The organism is Fusobacterium sp. DD2 (assembly GCF_018205345.1).
Lineage (GTDB): Bacteria > Fusobacteriota > Fusobacteriia > Fusobacteriales > Fusobacteriaceae > Fusobacterium_A.
In genome coordinates, this window is record NZ_JADRHM010000019.1 from 1 (window position 1) to 17,580 (window position 17,580).

At 32.5% G+C, this 17,580-nt stretch carries 21 protein-coding genes and 1 pseudogene; all 22 read right to left on the minus strand.

Annotated features, from left to right (window positions below):
* The coding region (locus tag IX290_RS04430; protein WP_211492013.1) for a DNA cytosine methyltransferase at positions 1 to 392 on the minus strand (392 nt) is incomplete at its 3' end.
* On the minus strand, positions 385 to 2,106 hold the full coding sequence (locus IX290_RS04435) for a DNA topoisomerase 3 (protein ID WP_211492014.1): 1,722 nt from the start codon (positions 2,104 to 2,106) through the stop codon (positions 385 to 387). The genes IX290_RS04435 and IX290_RS04430, both read right to left, overlap by 8 nt.
* Positions 2,107 to 2,168: 62 nt before the next feature.
* Positions 2,169 to 3,026, minus strand: a complete 858-nt coding sequence (locus IX290_RS04440; RefSeq protein ID WP_211492015.1) for a CD1107 family mobile element protein — start codon at positions 3,024 to 3,026, stop codon at positions 2,169 to 2,171.
* A 14-nt stretch (positions 3,027 to 3,040) separates the two neighbouring features.
* The gene (locus tag IX290_RS04445; protein WP_211492016.1) at positions 3,041 to 4,624 is read right to left on the minus strand and encodes a stalk domain-containing protein; all 1,584 of its coding nucleotides are present in this window, start codon (positions 4,622 to 4,624) and stop codon (positions 3,041 to 3,043) included.
* Positions 4,611 to 4,850 (minus strand): hypothetical protein, encoded by a 240-nt coding sequence (locus IX290_RS04450; RefSeq protein WP_211492017.1) that lies wholly within the window; start codon positions 4,848 to 4,850, stop codon positions 4,611 to 4,613. Before IX290_RS04450 ends, IX290_RS04445 begins: the two co-directional genes overlap by 14 nt.
* A gap of 14 nt (positions 4,851 to 4,864) precedes the next feature.
* A pseudogene (locus IX290_RS04455) lies at positions 4,865 to 5,308 on the minus strand (NlpC/P60 family protein); the annotation flags it as partial.
* Positions 5,280 to 5,459 (minus strand): helix-turn-helix domain-containing protein, encoded by a 180-nt coding sequence (locus IX290_RS11770; protein ID WP_349290927.1) that lies wholly within the window; start codon positions 5,457 to 5,459, stop codon positions 5,280 to 5,282. The gene IX290_RS11770 and the pseudogene IX290_RS04455, both read right to left, overlap by 29 nt.
* The gene (locus tag IX290_RS04465) at positions 5,446 to 5,871 is read right to left on the minus strand and encodes a sigma-70 family RNA polymerase sigma factor (protein ID WP_211492020.1); all 426 of its coding nucleotides are present in this window, start codon (positions 5,869 to 5,871) and stop codon (positions 5,446 to 5,448) included. Before IX290_RS04465 ends, IX290_RS11770 begins: the two co-directional genes overlap by 14 nt.
* Positions 5,872 to 6,371: 500 nt before the next feature.
* Positions 6,372 to 6,569 (minus strand): cysteine-rich KTR domain-containing protein, encoded by a 198-nt coding sequence (locus tag IX290_RS04470; protein ID WP_211492040.1) that lies wholly within the window; start codon positions 6,567 to 6,569, stop codon positions 6,372 to 6,374.
* 5 nt (positions 6,570 to 6,574) lie between these two features.
* Positions 6,575 to 7,372, minus strand: a complete 798-nt coding sequence (locus IX290_RS04475) for an ABC transporter permease subunit (RefSeq protein WP_211492021.1) — start codon at positions 7,370 to 7,372, stop codon at positions 6,575 to 6,577.
* Positions 7,373 to 7,387: 15 nt separating this feature from the next.
* Positions 7,388 to 8,185 carry an ABC transporter permease subunit gene (locus IX290_RS04480; RefSeq protein WP_211492022.1) on the minus strand — a complete coding sequence of 266 codons (798 nt, stop codon included), beginning with the start codon at positions 8,183 to 8,185 and terminating at the stop codon, positions 7,388 to 7,390.
* Positions 8,186 to 8,200: 15 nt separating this feature from the next.
* Complete coding sequence (locus IX290_RS04485) at positions 8,201 to 9,082, minus strand: ABC transporter ATP-binding protein (RefSeq protein WP_211492023.1); 882 nt, start codon at positions 9,080 to 9,082, stop codon at positions 8,201 to 8,203.
* Positions 9,083 to 9,118: 36 nt separating this feature from the next.
* Positions 9,119 to 9,727 (minus strand): TetR/AcrR family transcriptional regulator, encoded by a 609-nt coding sequence (locus IX290_RS04490; protein ID WP_211492024.1) that lies wholly within the window; start codon positions 9,725 to 9,727, stop codon positions 9,119 to 9,121.
* A 148-nt stretch (positions 9,728 to 9,875) separates the two neighbouring features.
* Complete coding sequence (locus IX290_RS04495) at positions 9,876 to 10,076, minus strand: hypothetical protein (protein WP_211492025.1); 201 nt, start codon at positions 10,074 to 10,076, stop codon at positions 9,876 to 9,878.
* A 14-nt stretch (positions 10,077 to 10,090) separates the two neighbouring features.
* Positions 10,091 to 12,670, minus strand: a complete 2,580-nt coding sequence (locus tag IX290_RS04500) for a C40 family peptidase (RefSeq protein WP_211492026.1) — start codon at positions 12,668 to 12,670, stop codon at positions 10,091 to 10,093.
* 7 nt (positions 12,671 to 12,677) lie between these two features.
* The gene (locus tag IX290_RS04505; RefSeq protein ID WP_211492027.1) at positions 12,678 to 15,101 is read right to left on the minus strand and encodes a VirB4-like conjugal transfer ATPase, CD1110 family; all 2,424 of its coding nucleotides are present in this window, start codon (positions 15,099 to 15,101) and stop codon (positions 12,678 to 12,680) included.
* Positions 14,992 to 15,402, minus strand: coding sequence for a PrgI family protein (locus IX290_RS04510; protein WP_004827263.1), 411 nt, complete (start codon positions 15,400 to 15,402; stop codon positions 14,992 to 14,994). The genes IX290_RS04505 and IX290_RS04510 overlap by 110 nt, the downstream gene beginning before the upstream one ends.
* Before the next feature lies 1 nt (position 15,403).
* Positions 15,404 to 15,694, minus strand: coding sequence for a hypothetical protein (locus tag IX290_RS04515; protein WP_211492028.1), 291 nt, complete (start codon positions 15,692 to 15,694; stop codon positions 15,404 to 15,406).
* A 9-nt stretch (positions 15,695 to 15,703) separates the two neighbouring features.
* Complete coding sequence (locus IX290_RS04520) at positions 15,704 to 16,567, minus strand: VirB6/TrbL-like conjugal transfer protein, CD1112 family (RefSeq protein ID WP_211492029.1); 864 nt, start codon at positions 16,565 to 16,567, stop codon at positions 15,704 to 15,706.
* Between the two features lie 10 nt (positions 16,568 to 16,577).
* Positions 16,578 to 16,793 carry a Maff2 family mobile element protein gene (locus IX290_RS04525; RefSeq protein ID WP_012797151.1) on the minus strand — a complete coding sequence of 72 codons (216 nt, stop codon included), beginning with the start codon at positions 16,791 to 16,793 and terminating at the stop codon, positions 16,578 to 16,580.
* 1 nt (position 16,794) lies between these two features.
* Positions 16,795 to 17,106 carry a single-stranded DNA-binding protein gene (locus IX290_RS04530; protein ID WP_013669752.1) on the minus strand — a complete coding sequence of 104 codons (312 nt, stop codon included), beginning with the start codon at positions 17,104 to 17,106 and terminating at the stop codon, positions 16,795 to 16,797.
* Between the two features lie 190 nt (positions 17,107 to 17,296).
* On the minus strand, positions 17,297 to 17,572 hold the full coding sequence (locus IX290_RS04535; RefSeq protein ID WP_211492030.1) for a hypothetical protein: 276 nt from the start codon (positions 17,570 to 17,572) through the stop codon (positions 17,297 to 17,299).
* Between the last annotated feature and the right edge of the window lie 8 nt (positions 17,573 to 17,580).

The window sequence follows — 17,580 nt, forward strand, 5'->3', positions numbered from 1 at the left end:
GAGTCCTTCATATTTCTATCAAGGACTCCCTTTACATTTTCCCAAATTATCCATTTAGGTTTTTCTTTCATTTCTTTAATTATTCTAATTGTTTCAAATAGTAAGCTTGATCTAGTTCCTGAATTCTTTACTCCTCCTTGCTTTTTTCCTATTCTTGAAAAGTCTTGGCAAGGACTTCCATGCATAATTAAGTCTATCTTTTCATTAGGAGCTTTATATCCTACTACTGATTTTGGCTCATAACTCTCTCCATAAAGTGCGTTGTATGATTTAACACAAGCCTTATCTATTTCTACATAATCAACAACTTCATAAGGTATCTTTAAATTAATAAAAGCCTTTCTAATAGCACCTATGCCACCGAAAAGCTCTAATATTTTTACCTTATTCATTTAGATTGTTCTTGTACCTATCTACAAGCTCCCTTATACTATTTTCTATTTCTCTTAAAAAGTCTTCTTTATCTACTTCGCCAGAGCTAATCTTTGCAAGTTTCATTTCCCATTCAGATGTTGTTTCTGCTGATTTGAATTTATCCTCTACAATCGATACAAGTCTATTGCCTTTTTCTGTTACAAGTAAATTTTTCTTATCTCTTCTTATGAGATCCTTATGGATAAGATTTTCAATAATTCCTGCTCTTGTAGCTGGTGTACCTAAGCCTTTTCTCTCCACTTCTATGTCTTTCTCCAAAGACTCTACTCCTGCATTCTCCATAGCCTTTAAAAGTGTATCTTCATTATAATGACTTGGAGCTTTTGTAAATTTCTCAGATATATTTTTAGAAGTTAGCTTAATTTTATCTCCAGTCTTTATATCTGGTAATTCATTTTCTTGTTTTTCTTTTCCATAGCTCTTTAGATACTTGGTATAACCTTCATCGATTACAGTCTTGCCACTTGCATTGAAGTTAAATTTATCATATTCATATCTGATTTTTCTGCTAGATTCCTTTAAGTTATCCGAACATGAAGCAAGTAATTTACCCTTAATTAGATTATAGATTTTGCTTTCTTTATCAGATAAATCTTTGGCTTTTACAATACCTGATATAGTAGGAATAATCGCATAGTGGTCTGTAACATTAGATGAATTAAAAATAGACTTAAAGTTTGATTTATTGATTTTAAAATCTTCTTCAAGTCCTTCTAATAATTCTTTCATAGTATTAACCATATCATCGGTTAAATACCTGCTATCCGTTCTTGGGTATGTGATTAACTTTTTTTCATACAAACCTTGTGCTAGATTTAAAGTATCATTTGCTGAATACCCAAAATATTTATTTGCTTCTCTTTGTAAGGTAGTGAGATCATAAGGCTTATCTGGTTTTGTGCTTATTTCTTTATCTTCTACCTCTGTAATAAATATTTCATCTTCTAGTAGATTTAATAGTTGTTCCGCAATTTCAATTTTATCAATTCTATCTGATACAAGTTTCAATCCTTTATAAGATAGGTCAACTGTATAATATTTTTGCTTCTTAAATAGGTTTATTTCACTATCTCTTTTAGCTATTAAATATAAAGTTGGTGTTTGTACTCTACCAACTGAATATGTTTCCTTGTAAATGCAAGAATAAAGCCTACTTAAATTCATTCCCACTAACCAATCCGCAATTGCTCTTGCACTTGCCGATCTATATAACTCTTCAAAGTTTTCCCCGTCTTTAAGATTTCTAAAGCCATCTTCAATAGCTTTGTTTTCCATTGAAGATATCCAAAGTCTTTGAATCTTCTTCTTACATTTAGCTTGATTATATACAAGCCTAAAGATAAGTTCTCCCTCTCTACCAGCATCACAAGCATTTATAACTGTGTCGATGTTCTTATCGTTTAAAAGTTTCTTTAAAACTCCATATTGTTTCTTAGTGCTTTTAGATACTTCATAAATATATTCTTCTGGGATTATAGGAAGAGTGTCTATTGTCCATTTCTTCCATTTTTCGTCTATCTTATCTGGACTTGCCATTTGAATTAAATGACCTACGCACCATGAAACAATGTATCCACCTCCCTCATAATATCCGTTTTTTCTTGTTCTTGCTCCAATTACTTTTGCAATTGTAACTGCTACACTTGGCTTTTCTGCTATTACTAGCTTCATTCATACCTCCATAAATAAAAAAGAGCGAAAGATTTCTCTCTCGCTCAAGCTTTTAAAAATTATTATAATAGTTCATCATCTTCATCTAAAGATTCTTCGTGAGTTTCATCATCGTCATCATCTTCTGACTCACTAATATAATCCTCATCATCTTCTTCAAAGTCTTCCAACATTCTATCTTCTTTTGCTTTAACTACCTTAAAATAGTATCCTGCTCCTACAACTCCTCCAATTACAAGTGCAACAATTAGAAATGAACCTATTCCACTTTTCTTTTCTTCTTTTACTGGAACAGTCTTAGGTTCTTCTTTTTTTACTTCTTCTTTCTTAGGCTCTTCAACCTTTATAGTATTTTTATCTTCTGATTCAATCATATTAAGTAGGTCTTGCTCTCCTACTTCTGTCAATAGCCTTACATTATCTTGATTTGATGAGTGATCCACTATTAGGTGCATAGTTTTTCCACTTTTAGTTTGAAATGTTAAAAATTGTCTTACATCTACTGGATTTTCTTTATCTTTTTCTGTATCTCCACTTGGTGTAATATCTTTTCCATTCCTATCTACATTTTCAATTACTGAACCTCTTGCCTTATTTTCTTGTGTCGCAAGACTATTTACTGCCTTTGTATTACCACCTTTTACAAGTGGTGTTTTCTTTGGAGGATTATTTGAAGGCTTATTTGCTTCACTTGTATTTCCTGGTATTCTTGGAACATCTTGATAAGGAATTTCTTCTTTTGATGGTGTAAAAACATCATCTTTAAACATTTTTTCAAATTCTTCTTTTTGTGGTTCATAGATTGATTCGTTTTGACTTTCTATTTGCCCTTCATTTGTCATAGCAAATGTAGTTGCTGGTACTGTAAATGTAAAAAGGAGTAACGCTATGGCTACTCCTCGTTTAATACTCTTATTCATTTTTCTATCCTTTCTTATTTTACATTTTTAAATACATAGACTGCTTTTCTAGCATTGTCCCATTCTATTGTTTGGTTTTTGCCATCTTTAATATCTCCATGACTTGCTCCAAAAGCTTTAGCAATATTTGAAATTGAAGCATGAATTCTTCCATTTATAATCACTGGCTTAACATCTGAATTGTAGACCTTTCCATCCGAATCTTTCATAACACCAGTATCAATATTTAGTCTTAATGTCTTTTTAGCTAGGATATTATTCTCTTTATTTGAGAAAATAGCTTCACGAGTAGAGTTGTCATACTCAACATTAAAACCTAGAGTATAAGCGATATATCTTACTGGAATCATAGTTCTTCCTTGGTCTACATAAGTTTTTACATCCATGTAGACTGTTGTCTTACCATCTTTGTTAATAATGTTATAAAAGTTTTTGTCTACTTGAAAAACTGCAAATTCTTTTTCATCTTTAACTTGTTTTTTGCCTTGTTGTTCCTCTTGCTTTTTCATCTTGTTAAGATCAAATTGATTTAGGATATTCTTGTCATCAGCTTTCAAAAGTTCATCCCACTTCTTATCTTGAGATTTCTTATCTTCTTTCTTTTCTTTGTTTTCTTTTTGGAGTTTTAGAAGTTCATCTAATTTCTTAGATAAGTCTTGGTTTAGATTTTTATCTTTTTCATCTTTAGCTTGTTTTTCAAGTTCTTCTTTCGCTTTTTTATTTGCTTCCTCTATTAACTTCTTTGCTTCTTCAATTTTCTTATCTAATTCTTCTTTTAGCTTTTTAATTTCTTCTTCAGAAACTTTTTGTTTTTCTTCTAGTCCTTTAATCTTATCTTCTAATTCTTTTTTTGTATTTTCAGAAGATACTTTTAAACTATCAATCGCCTTTTGAAGCTCTTCAATTTTCTTACAACATTCTGCCTTAGAATTTTCTGTTTCTTTCTTTTTAGACTCTAGTTCTTTTATCTTAGTATCTTTTTCATCAAGAACTTTTTCTAAGTCCTTAATTCTATTATCTTTATCCTCGATTTCTTTAGTCTTATTTGCAAGTTCCCCTTCTAAAGACTCGAGCTTTTCTTGCATTTCTTTGATTTGATTTTCATTTTTATCAGCCTTTTCTTTCTCAGCTTCTAACTCCCATTTTGTAGATGAATAATCTTCTTTTAGTTTTTCATTTACATCTTGTAATCTTTTTAATTCATCTTTAAGCTGAGTAATTTCTGCTATTAGTTCATCATTATTGGAGTTTTTAAGATCCTCAATTTCTTTTTCCAATTGAGCAATCTTATTGTCTTTATCTCTAATCTCTTCTTCTAACTTGGACTTTTCTTGTTTTAGTTTTTCTCCATTATCTTTGCAAGATTCTAACTTTTCCTTTAATTCATCTATCTTTGATTGGTCTTCTTGTTTCTTATCATTTAAGTCTTTGATCTGATTTTCTAAATCACTAATTTCACTTATAGAACTCTCTATAACTTTTTTACTACCATCTGTATCATCAGCTTTAGCTAGTACATTAGTAGTTGAGGTTGATGTTAAAACTAATAAAAGAGCCATAAAAAAGGCTCTTAGTCTGTTCGTATTAAATTTCTTCATTATGAATGTTCTCCTTTTCTTTTAATTTTTCTTCTCTTTTTCTATCATTAATTTTCTCCATTAATTCTTCCAAGCTAATATTGTTCCTCCTAAGAGTTACAATTATTTCTTCATTTTCAACTTGTATTTCTTCGTCGCAAATTTCCTTGTATTTTGCATTTAAATCTTTCAATTTCTCTTCTATTTTTTTCTTTTTGTTTCTAATACTTATAAGCTTTCTGCTCACATAATATCTCCCTTCTATCTTGGTCTTCCAAAACCATAAAAGTGTGATTTCCAATATTTTGAATTTATTGATGTGTATTGAATTGGATCTCCTGCGTGAATCATCATTCCGTTACCTGCGTATATTCCTACATGAGATATTGGTGTTCCACTGTTATATGTTGAGTGAAAAAATATAATATCTCCAGGTTGAGCTTCACTTGGACTCACTGGATTACAATAGTCTTTGTATATTCTCCATGCAGTTGTTCTTGGCATACTCTTTACACCAGACTTTGTAAATGACCAACATACAAATCCTGAGCAGTCAAAGTTAGATGGTCCACTTGCTCCAAATACATATCTTTTTCCTATATGTTTTTCTGCTTCATTAAATAAGGCTTTAGCAGTGGCTGAATCAAAAGCAAGACCAGGATTTCCAAAGTTTGGATTATCTACTATTTCTCCTAAGTCCCCATTCATCGTATAACTGCCTTGTAGATAGTGCAGCGATATACCCTTCATAATGTTTAAGAATGGTATTAATAGCATCAACATCACCACTTGCAGCCAATACAATGAGAGGGTAGGAAAGTAATTGATTGTTTTTTCCCTTGCTACTCATGGACATCTCCCTCCATAAAAGTTTTTATCATTTGCAAAGTTCTTGTCCTTTGGTACTGTACGGTTGAACGCAACATATTCAGCTTGTCCCCTATTTCTCTGTCAGATAGTTCAAGGAAATAGGAAAGTAGGATAATATCTCGTTTCTGTTCTGGCAAATTCTCTAACGCCCCTGCAATAAAATCATCTGTAACAATGACATCAAGACCTAAGACATTGAAAATTTGTTCAGTAACAAAGTATTTGTCTACTGTATAAAGCTGATCCATTTCCTTTAAAGATAAATCTGAAAAGCTTTTTTCCTTTTTACGTTGACGTTTCAATTCATCGTAATAATCTCGTGCCTCATTCTTTAGGATTTTTTTGCAAAAGCTATCAAAGGCGTGCCTTTTACTTTGATCATGGTTACTAGGTTTCATATTCTCACCCCCTTTCGGGTGGTGACTTTCTTGTTCCCCTTTCACCACTACTACGGTGGGAATTACAAAGCTGCCAAACTTTTGAGAAACTTTTTTTAAAAACTTTAAATTAAACGCAAAAATGCCCGACTGAAAATACAGTCGAGCATTTTTGGAACTATATATACCTATTAGGTGATGCGTGTGTTCATATTGATAGCAATAATATCCCATTGGGTGATATAGGATTTTTTTAATAGATAGAATTTGTATGCCCTATGATAATTAAAAATAGACACGGCAACACCTTCCTCAATACCGCCGTATCTTTAAAAAGGGCAACTTTAATACACCCTACGAATTTCAATTCTTTGAAAAGAAAAACGGCGGCTGAAATGTAGTATTTCAAACCGCCGCAACATCTCAAAACCCAATATCGTTGTATGGCAACGGTTTTGTGTTTAGGTGCTATATTGTAGAGCTAAAAAAAGAGCCGATAACCGCAATTTTAATCTTGCATGCTATCGGCTCTGCGTCTTTGCGTCTGGCTCTTTGATAACTAACATATTCATTTGTTGTACATTAATTAAAGTTTCATGTTTACATTTCGGGCAAAATAATGGGAAATTTAACAATACTGTGTCCTCGTGAACTTTAATCCGAGTCTTGTTTTGGCAAGCAGGACAAAGTATCCATTCAGCTTTTTTTGTCAAAGCCATTTCATTTAGCAATGTATATCTCTTTTTTTGTATAGCTTATAGGTGAGGAAAACGAAAACTGCAGCGAAGAATAGGCTTAGTAGTAGATATACTGAACTGATCCCATTTGTCACAACATATGGAGCAAAGAAATATCGGAATGGGGTCAGAAAATTCAAAAACTCCATATTTCCTACAAATTCAATAACTGTTGCTAAAACAAACGACAACGCAAAGAATGAAATCGCCATTGACATTGCTGTGCGGTGATAATTGAACAGAGACGAAAAAAACAATCCAAGAGCAAGGCATAACATTTGTGCAAAAAACATACCAATCATAGTCGTCAAAATTTCGGGCATGATACTCTCGCCGTTCATTTGAGAGACCAATGTAAGGATAATACACAAAAATGTAAAAATTGTCATACATAGAACATTAATTGCGGCTGCGATGATTTTCCCACTGATAATGGTTTTGCGCGAATACGGCATTGTATATATAAATTCCGCGGTCCTGTCCCTTTCTTCTTTTGCTATAATGGTTGCCCCCAGCACTATCGCATGAGCAAAAGCCACCATGCTATACCATAAGTACATACAAACATAGTAACCGAGGGGTGTATCTATGGGCAGAATATCCATGCCGAATATTACTTTTACAATGCGAGGCAGCGCGTCCATCATCGGAATAATAGACACCGCATTTTCTACAACGGTTCCGTATTCTGCGGCTCCAATCGCCACCATGAACAGCATTCCGGCCATCCATATAAAAAGGCCTTTTCGGTTTGCTTTTAACTCTCTGAAAACAATTGCTTTCATATCTGTACCCCCTTTCTAAAGTACCATCTTTATATCTTTTTTCATGTAAATCATATAGCTTGCTACTATGGAAATTACAAGCAATACGATATATAATATCAAGTAACTGCTTTCGTATTGTGTATTTTCCATAATATAGTTGCTGTTAAAATATCGGAACGGTGAAAACCGTCTTGCAATATCACTATTGACGACATTTGAAAACAGCCCTGTAACATAAAGTCCAAAAGCAGCCCCCAGCGCAAGCGGTAATGTAGAGCCAACCCTTGAAATAATTACGCCGATTAGAACGCCAATCAGTAGAAAAAGAACTTGCAAAAGAGGAAATACAAGTGATAAAAGTGCGAATATAGCATTATCAAAGCCACCACCTGTTGCGATGAACATTGCCACAAATCCACCAATGCAATATGCAATGGCTATAATGAATATCGCACATAAACCCGCTGCCATCTTTGAAAGAAATATCTGCTTCCTGCTATATGGCTTTGTCATTAAGAAATCTGCGGTATTTTGCATATGCTCTTTGGTTATAATCGACAGACCGAGATTGATAGCATGAATACTGGCGGCGAGCATTAGGAAGCTGCTCAAAAAAGCGTACACTCCGAGTGGGCTGAAAAAGTTTTCCGCACTAATCCCCATTGCATCCATCATAGGATTGTCTTGAAGCGAACTCACGACTGACGATTTATCTTCCGTCATAATTCCGCTGAACATTGGAAGAAGAAACATAATCGCCAATGATAAAGACAACGCCCATATAATAATTGAGGTTTTGTATTGCTTTAATTCAAATCGAAACACACACATAAAATTCACCTCCCGTTATTTGTAGTAGTGCATGAATATCTCTTCGAGTGACGGTTCTTCTATCAGAATGTCAAGCATCTGATGTTGTCGGAGACTGTCAAGAAGAATGTTTACATCGCCTTTGAATAAAAAGTTGACTTGCGCCCCATTTTGTTCAAAATTGCTCACTCCCTCCATATCAAGCGTCTGAAGTTCAGTTGATTCAGGCATATGAAGAATTATTTTTTTGTAGGCATTGGAGCGCATAGTTTCAATGTTCTCAAGACTAATTACTTTCCCATCTTTGAGAATTGCAATTCTATTACACATTTTTTGAACTTCACTCAAGATGTGGGAAGAAAACAATATGGTTACTCCCTTTTGATTTTCCTCGCGTAGAATATCAAAGAATGTCTGTTGCATCAAAGGGTCAAGACCACTTGTCGGTTCATCTAACATCAAGAGCTTTGGCGAATGGAGTAACCCTGCAACAATCCCCACCTTCTTTTTATTTCCAAACGATAAGTCACGGATTTTTCGGGTGACATCAAGGTTAAGGCGAAAAGTTAATTCCTCAATCCTCTTTGAACAGTCTTTTTTGTATAATGCCGCCGCATAGTTCAGCAAATCCTGTACCTTCATATTTTCATAGAAAAAAGTTTCAGAGGGTAGGTAGCCTATATCCTGCGCAATAACAGGGGCTTCCTTGATACAATCCTTTCCGAAAATAGTGGCACTTCCTGATGTTGGATGAATCAAAGCTAATAAAGTACGAATGGTAGTAGATTTCCCTGCACCGTTTGGACCAATGAAACCAAAAATTTCCCCTTCCTCAACAGAAAAACTAACATTGTCAATTCCTCTATGCTTGCCATATTGCTTTGTGAGATTCTGGATTTCAATTACATTTTTTGTCATAATAATATTTCCCCTTTCAACATTCTTTTTTTATAATCACTTATAAAAATTCCTTTTAAAGAGTTGCAGACATTCTTCAAACACTCTATATAATTCATCATAATCAGTCTCTTCCACGTCTGAAATTTTGCTCATGTATCCCTCAGCAATCCAGTCAATCATGTTCATGACAAGCTTTGGGTCAATATCATCTTTAAATTTTGAAAAATCTGCGCCATCAAAAGTTATTTTTTTTCCGATAGTTTTGCCATCATCTTTGCAAAAAATAGTTCTTATCTCTTCCTTAACTTCATCATCATTTTCAAAATATGCACTCTGAATAAACGAAGGAATATTAGGATGTTTTTCCATCAAAGTAAGCTCAAGCTTGCTAGTATGCAAAATCCTATCAAATAAATCTGTAATACTGTCATCAAATTTTTCGACAACTTCAGTGCTAATACTGTCGACACAGGTATTTACCAAGTATAGGTATAGCTCTTTCTTTGTTCCAAAATAATGGAATACCATAGCTTTGGAAATTACTGCAGTACTGGCTATATCACTTATAGATGTTTTTTTATATCCATGCTTTGCAAATGTTTTTAATGCGGCATCAATAATTAAATTTTGCTTTTCCATAGGTAAATTCAAAAAATTTTCCAAGTAGTTTCCTCCTCATTAAAATTTAATAAACCGAATTGGTTTATATCTATGATAACATTATAAACCGATTCGGTCAAGATTTTTTTCACTCATTTTATCTTGAGATATATACGTTTGTAATTCTAATCTTTTGTCTACAATTTTCTAATTATCCTCGTTTTTTTCTAGCATTGATTTTCTCCATTAATTCTTCCAAGCTAATATTGTTCCTCCTTAGAGTTACAATTATTTCTTCATTTTCAACTTGTATTTCTTCATCGCAAATTTCCTTGTATTTTGCATTTAAATCTTTCAATTTCTCTTCTATTTTTTTCTTTTTGTTCCTAATACTTATCAGCTTCCTGTTCACATAATATCTCCCTTCTATCTTGGTCTTCCAAAACCATAAAAGTGTGATTTCCAATATTTTGAATTTATTGATGTGTATTGAATTGGATCTCCTGCGTGAATCATCATTCCGTTACCTGCGTATATTCCTACGTGAGATATTGGAGTTCCACTGTTATATGTTGAGTGGAAAAATATAATATCTCCAGGTTGAGCTTCACTTGGACTTACTGGATTGCAATAGTCTTTGTATATTCTCCATGCAGTTGTTCTTGGCATACTCTTTACACCAGACTTTGTAAATGACCAACATACAAAACCTGAACAGTCAAAGTTAGATGGTCCACTTGCTCCAAATACATATCTTTTTCCTATATGTTTTTCTGCTTCATTAAATAAGGCTTTGGCAGTTTCAGAATCAAAAGCAAGACCAGGATTTCCAAAATTTGGATTATCTACTATTTCTCCTAAGTCCCCATTACCTGCTCCAAAAACATCTCCCATATTTCCCTTAGCTTCAAGAAGAGCTTCATAATGAACTACATTGTCTGGATAATCTTTAAATATTTCCCTAACAACTTCATCCATTTCTTTTTTCTTTAAAGTTACAATTAACTTTTTATATTCGTACTCTTCTTTTTCATAGCTTGTATAAGGATTGCCACGACTATCATATCTTGTTCTTGCTACTGTTCTTGTTCTAATTTCAATTTCTTCCTTAAAATCAAGCTTATACATCTTATCGAAAAGATCTTTTAAAATTCCTTTTACTTCAGATGCTGATTTTACTTCTCCACATCTTGAAGTTATATAGGATAAAAGTTCATGGGTATTATGACCAATTTCTCCTTCTTTGTTTATGATATATTCGTCATATCCAGGGTGACTTGTCTTTACACTTTCGATTTGTGATTGTAGGTCATACTCCATTGATGAAAATTCTTGATTAACTTCACTTAGAACTGTATCTTGTGATAGGTATGTTGTTGTCATTACTGAGTTGACAGAGTTGCTTAATCCACTCATGCCAACACTTCCGCCACCAATCATGATTGATAGCATAAGACCTAGTCCTATTACTAGAAATAGAACCATCTTACTTTTCCTTATGATTAGCTCTTTAGAAGCCTTACCTAAACTTAAAATAGCTTTTTTAACCCTATCTACAAGTCTTGTTTCGTGCTTTTTAGCTATCATGCTCTTCATTTGCTTTCTCTGGTGAAACTTCTTAAATCTATTTTTCTTTATATAGGCGTCTGACTTTTTTAAATCTTCTAATCCACTTTTAAACTCCAACTTGCTTTTTCTCTTTCTTATTTTTTTATCAAGTTTAGATAGCTTTTTTAAGGACTTTTTCTTTTTATCTAGCTTATACTTCCTTATTCCATGCTGGAGTTTAGAGCTTACATTAGCGACCTTTTCTCCAGATTCTACACCAGTATTATCAGACCCTGAACTTAAATAATCTCTCACTAACTCTGAAGACTTAGCTCCAGATAATAAAACCCCAGAAGATAGACTTCCTTTAGTTTTATTCTTTAAAATATTATCCTTTAGCTTACTTTTAGACTTTTCAAGTTCTCCAATCTTTTTATCTGAGATAAAGTCTTTAACATCTTGTGCCTTATTAGAATCTTTCGTTGTAACTTTCTTAGATTCATTTTTTAAGTCATCAATTTTCTTTCGAGTGAATTTATCACTTTCATAATTTTTTCTCTTGTAGTAGGTCTTCTTTTTATTAACTTTCTTTTGTTCTGAAAGTTTAAGGCTTGTTTCCTTTTCATCCTTTATAAATTCTTGATTATTGTCTTTAAGCTCAGAATTATCAAAAGTTTTATCTGTATCAACTTCGCTTAGCTTATTTTCTTTATCTATCTCTTTAGAAATTTTTTCCTTATTCCTAAACTTCTTTTCTTGATAAAGTTTCTGCTTTTGCTTTTTATCGATATTAGTATTACTTTCGTTCTTACTTACTTCATCTTTAACAAACTTATCTTTTCTATACACTCTCTTGCTTTTCTTTGCTTCGATAGGTTTATCTTCACTTGTCTGGATTCGCTTAGACTCTTTCTCGTTAATTTTGTCTTGGAATTTATCCTTACTATGGATAAGTTTATCCTCATAATTTTTAAGAACTTGTCTTTTACTTGATGCCTTCTTATTGCTTATTGGTTGAGCCTTAGCTGAAATATCATCTGTTGTTAGTTTATTAGAATTAATATTTCTACTGTTATCACTATCAAAATTTACCTTTTTGAAGTCTACATCTAAGTCTTCATCAAGTTTAAAGCTTTCATCTGCCCTTATTTCAAGATTAGCTTGTTTTGTTTCTTCAGCCTTATCCTTATTTTCTAAAACTTCTTTTCTAATTCTTTCCTTGTTTTTAGACTTCTGAAAATCTTTTAGTTTATCTTGTTTTTGATCTTTAGCTAATACATTCTCATGAATAAGTTTAGATTCTTTTTCTGAAATTTTATCTCCGAACCTATCCTTAGTCTTAATTATCTTATTGGTATAATCATCTGAATGAACAAGTTTACTATCCATATTTTTTTCAGGAGCGTCCCTATTTCGTATAATTTTCTTTTGAAAATCTTTTTTTAGTTTTTTATCCATATCACACCTACTTAGCTTCTTCTGGTTTTGTTGTCATTAGCTTATATAACATGGTGTCTTTAGGGAATTTATCTATAAATGGAACAATAGTATTTCCAAAGAATAATAGTCCCTCACCTGCATTTGAATTAGTAATATAGTTTAACTGATAAGGCGATATTTTTAATTTCTTAGCAAGAATATCCCTATCTCCAGATGCTTGATTTAACATTAGAACAAAGTCTGTATTATCAAAGATATTTTCAATTTCCTGACTTGTTAAAAGGTCTTTTACGTTTTGAGTTATGCCTGTTGGAATACCTCCCCATTTTCTAAATCTTTTCCAGATTTCTACTGAATATGAAGCAGTTTGTGGGTCTTTTAATAAAAGGTGGAACTCATCTATATAGTATCTTGTAGACTTGCTTCCTCTATTTAGGGAAACCTTGTTCCAAACTTGGTCTTGAATTACAAGCATACCTATTTTTTTTAGTTGTGTTCCTAGCTCTTTTATATCAAAACAAAGCAGTTGCCTATTTAGATCAACATTTGACCTATTATTAAATACATTAAGACTTCCCTTAACATAAATTTCCATTTCTGTTGCGAGCTTCCTACCAACTCCCTCTTCTTGAGATAGGAGCATATCATATAAATCTCCTAATATAGGCATATTTTCTGGTTTTGGGTCTTCAAAATACTTTTGATATATCTTTGGTAAGCACCTATCTATAACAGATTTTTCTGCAGCAGTAAGACCAGATCCTCCTACTACAAGTTCAAGCATAGACATTATAAAGTTTGCCTTATCTTTTAAAGGTGCGTCCCCATCTCCATAGTTCATATTAATATCTAATGGATTTAGGTAGTCCTTTGACTTTGCCGAAACTTTAATAACTTCTCCATTAAATTGTTTTACAAGGTTTGAATACTCGCCTTCAGGATCACAAATAATTACATCATCATCTGTGACAAGAATTGCATTTGCCATCTCTCTCTTTGCTGAGAAAGATTTACCAGAACCTGGTGTTCCTAATATTAATCCGTTAGGGTTCTTTAGTTTCTTTCTATCTGCCATAATCAAGTTTTGGCTAAGGGCATTTAATCCATAGTACAAAGAATTTGCCGAATCAATAAATAGCTCTTCTGTTGTAAAAGGCATAAATACCGCCGTTGATGATGAAGTTAAAAATCTTTTTATCTCAACTTGGTTAACTCCTAGAGGTAAGACAGAAATGAGTCCTTGCTCTTGCTGATGAGATAATCTTTTTACCTGACAATTATGTCTGTTTGCAATTGATGAAATTTGAGCAATGGTGTTTTCTAATTTTTGATTAGTCCTAGCAAAATTCATCATTACAATGGTAACTACAAAGAGCCTTTCATCCCTATTTTGTAAGTCAGATAACATGGACTTAACATCAGCCCCAAAAGTATTTATATCTGAAGGAATAATATCCATATCATATCCTGCTCGAACTGCTTTCTTTTGTTCTTCAATTTTCATTCTGTCTAGGTCTGTGTTCTTTCTCTTAATGAGTTTAATGGCTTCTGCTTGTTCAACTACATCTATATGAAAAGCTACATAAATATTGTCATCAATATCTAAAAACTCAGATAACATTCTGTCTGATAACTCGCTTGCAAGTATTTGAAAATGACTTACTGCCCCAATATATTTGCCAAATTTAAAATTATTGGCTGGTGCAAAATTAAAGATATTGGGAGTTATATGTGATTTTGTAGACTCTTTCTTCTTCAAATCTTTATATGAAAAATCAAAGCTCTTGTCTGGATTTAACATATCGTGAACAAGTCTTAGTCTTTCTTCTCCATCAAGACTTTCTGCTCTTACTCCCATAGATTTAAAGTTAGATAAAATATCTACTTCAAGTCTATTTAACTTTGCTCTTGCTTGCTCTAGGTTATCAGCTTCTGTTGTAAAGGTTATATACTTCATCTTTTTAAGTCCGTTATTCCCCTTTGCAAGTTGAAGCTTTAACATCTCCCTAAACTCTTTTCTTACATCGTCATAGAAGTCTCCCTTATCAGCAATTTTAATTGCATCTTGTAGGTCTTTATTTCTTCCTAATTGATTTACATACGAAAGTTCAATGTGGACACTTGGATCAAAAGAATTTAAAAAGTTGGCAAATTGGTTAAAGATTAAATCTCTATCTTCTTCCAATGCCAACTGGTAATTTATATCTTGAAATGAAATTGTCTTTGAATAATTTTTTTCGTCTAACTGGCAAATGCCCTCTGATAACATTCTTATATAGGGAATAGTATCCTCAACAGTAAATCTCTTTTTCTCTTTCTTTAAAAGAACACTTAGAAGACTATTTGTTGGATCTTTCTTTGTTTTTAGCCTTCTTACTTCCTTTCGGTCTTTTTTTAATTGTTTTTCCCTTAGATTTAAGTCGCTGATTTGCTTTTTTCTTCGCTTCAAGGTATGCCTCCTTTCTTATTCTCTTAGTTGGTTGATAAAACTTATGAAGATAGAAAAATTTAAAATACTTTTCAAAAGTTAAGGTGTCTTTTTCATATAAGGTTATAAAAAAGATTGGCAGGGTTACTATTAGCATTACAATAATTGAAACATCATTGGGTAGATATTTCTTCATAAATAAATAGGTTGGTATGCCAATTAGTCCTGCCACAGAAAAACCTATAAGTTGTCTTTTCGTTAAGTTAAAGGCAACTTTTGTTTTTATCTTGTCCAAATCTTTTGGTATTGGTACATATGCCATTTTAATCTCCCTCTACTTCTTCTTTGGAAAGTTCAAGTATATGGTCATAATTAGATATTGTTTCTTCTTCTAGGTAGCTAATTCTTTCTTCTAATTCTTCTTGTTTTTCTTCATTTTTGTCATTGTATTCTCCTTGATACATAACAAATTCATTGTGACATCTTCCGAGTCTATTTATTCTCCTCTTTAAGTTTCTAATCTCTTCATTTCTTTTCTTCTCTTTTAAGATCTCATAAGTTTTTCCCAATAAAATTCCAAGTCCCAATAAAGCACAATTTTTCTTTTTTAACATTTATTCCTCCTAGTGCGTATTCATAATACTTTTTGCAATTGTTCCACTCTTAAACATCATAAGTCCAAGTAGTAGAGCATATCCTAATATACTAAACAAGCTTGCGTGAATATCTGTAACCTGTACCGTTCTTATTAAAACGGTGTAGATACCTAAACATATCATCAAAAACAAACCTTGTAGTCCCAAGGCAAAAAGTCCCTTGATATAATTTGTTCCAATCTGACCCCATTCTTTATTTCCCATAGTCGCAAATGGTATGGATGATACTGATGAGTAGACATATATTTCAAACATACGCCCATATACTATTAAGGTAATAGTTAAAGATATACATTGAATTGCAATCCTCACTAGGCTTGTTTCAACTAGTATCATTAAAAGCTCACCTATTTCTTTTTCTTTTAATGCATCAACCATTGCAACTATCTGATCTCCTGAAACAGTGGCAGAAGTAGTAATTACCCCTGCCGCTTTGTTTACAAGATTTTGTGCCACATCAAAGACTGCCATTGAAAATTCAAAGGCATGGCTTGCAAGGTAGACTGCTATAAACATCTTTATAATGTATTTGAAAAACTCAAAAGTATCTGTATCGTGCATATTATTCTTCTGCATAACCATATTTATGAGTTCAATACATAAAACTGCTGTTATGATAAGACCTGCTATTGGAACAATCACATTATCATTAATGTTTTTTATGAAGTTATATACTTCTCCATTCCAACCCATTGGTGTTTTCCCAACATCAGTTGCAATAACTCCTACCTTGTCATTTATATCTAAGAACATGGACTCAAGATTTGCTTTGATACCTCCGAGTAGCATATCCTTAAAAAATTCAGTTAGCTTGTCAAAGATACCAAACATAGACTTTCTCCTAATTTAAAACATTTGCAAGTAGTGGAATTAATTTAATACCGATTAGTACAATTCCTCCACCAGCCATAAGCTGCTTAATACCTTGAGATTTAGCACCAGGGTTATCATTACCATAACCTTCCATTAAGTTAATAACTCCCCATGCTCCTAAACCTGCACCAATTGCAGTTACAAGTGTCTTTAAAACTCCAACTCCAGCTGTAAAAAATTCCATATTATTCCTCCTCGTTTTCTTGTCTTTTTTCTATTTTGTTTAGTGATTTAACTATAAAGTTCTTGTAGATCTTATCTCCTTTTTTGTTTTCTTTGAAATATCCAAAGACATGGATTAGATCTCCTTTTTCAAATTCTTTTACAATTTCTACCTTTTCTCCATATACTGAGCAATTTGTATATTCTTTGCCCTTTCCATAATTTTTTACAAGAGCAAAATTTGCTACTTGAACACTTTCTCCATCTTTTTCAAATTCTGAAAATTCAGCTTCTTTAACTAAATTTGCATTAATATTTATCATTTCTCTATCCATTAATTTCTTCTCCTTAATCTAAAAATTTCAATTAAAAAAGCGACTGAACTTATAATTCAATCGCTAAATGCCTTATATATTAAATTGTTTTAAGTGGGACTTCTTATCCTTACCATCTTAACCTCCTAATTTTGAGTATAAAAATAGACGATAGAGTTTTTAATTTCTATCGCCTATCAACACTTTATTTCTAGTCTTCTAAAATGGATACTTCAAGGTCTATCGCTTTAAATGTAACATTTATTCCTACTTCGTCCTCTACTGTTTTTTCAAATAGCTCAGCTATATCATATGGAGACATATCATATATATTTTCATACCATTCATTGCTTTCATCGTACATTGTCTCACATATTGCTTCAATATAATTTTTCTTATCCCTTGTGAGTTCTGTATCACTTTCCATAATAAATTGCTCACCATTTATATTTAATATAATTAAAGATGATTTTCTATTTTCACACATTTTGCTTT

Bases quoted from the DNA above. Each gene is read 5' to 3' on its own strand.
- IX290_RS04435 (WP_211492014.1), bottom strand. From the start codon at position 2,106: ATGAAGCTAGTAATAGCAGAAAAGCCAAGTGTAGCAGTTACAATTGCA.
- IX290_RS04525 (WP_012797151.1), bottom strand. From the start codon at position 16,793: ATGGAATTTTTTACAGCTGGAGTTGGAGTTTTAAAGACACTTGTAACT.
- IX290_RS04440 (WP_211492015.1), bottom strand. From the start codon at position 3,026: ATGAATAAGAGTATTAAACGAGGAGTAGCCATAGCGTTACTCCTTTTT.
- IX290_RS04445 (WP_211492016.1), bottom strand. From the start codon at position 4,624: ATGAAGAAATTTAATACGAACAGACTAAGAGCCTTTTTTATGGCTCTT.
- IX290_RS04470 (WP_211492040.1), bottom strand. From the start codon at position 6,569: ATGGCTTTGACAAAAAAAGCTGAATGGATACTTTGTCCTGCTTGCCAA.
- IX290_RS04480 (WP_211492022.1), bottom strand. From the start codon at position 8,185: ATGTGTGTGTTTCGATTTGAATTAAAGCAATACAAAACCTCAATTATT.
- IX290_RS04465 (WP_211492020.1), bottom strand. From the start codon at position 5,871: ATGAAACCTAGTAACCATGATCAAAGTAAAAGGCACGCCTTTGATAGC.
- IX290_RS04535 (WP_211492030.1), bottom strand. From the start codon at position 17,572: ATGTGTGAAAATAGAAAATCATCTTTAATTATATTAAATATAAATGGT.
- IX290_RS04475 (WP_211492021.1), bottom strand. From the start codon at position 7,372: ATGAAAGCAATTGTTTTCAGAGAGTTAAAAGCAAACCGAAAAGGCCTT.
- IX290_RS04485 (WP_211492023.1), bottom strand. From the start codon at position 9,082: ATGACAAAAAATGTAATTGAAATCCAGAATCTCACAAAGCAATATGGC.
- IX290_RS04510 (WP_004827263.1), bottom strand. From the start codon at position 15,402: ATGGCATATGTACCAATACCAAAAGATTTGGACAAGATAAAAACAAAA.
- IX290_RS04515 (WP_211492028.1), bottom strand. From the start codon at position 15,694: ATGTTAAAAAAGAAAAATTGTGCTTTATTGGGACTTGGAATTTTATTG.
- IX290_RS04500 (WP_211492026.1), bottom strand. From the start codon at position 12,670: ATGGATAAAAAACTAAAAAAAGATTTTCAAAAGAAAATTATACGAAAT.
- IX290_RS04530 (WP_013669752.1), bottom strand. From the start codon at position 17,106: ATGGATAGAGAAATGATAAATATTAATGCAAATTTAGTTAAAGAAGCT.
- IX290_RS11770 (WP_349290927.1), bottom strand. From the start codon at position 5,459: ATGTCCATGAGTAGCAAGGGAAAAAACAATCAATTACTTTCCTACCCT.
- IX290_RS04520 (WP_211492029.1), bottom strand. From the start codon at position 16,567: ATGTTTGGTATCTTTGACAAGCTAACTGAATTTTTTAAGGATATGCTA.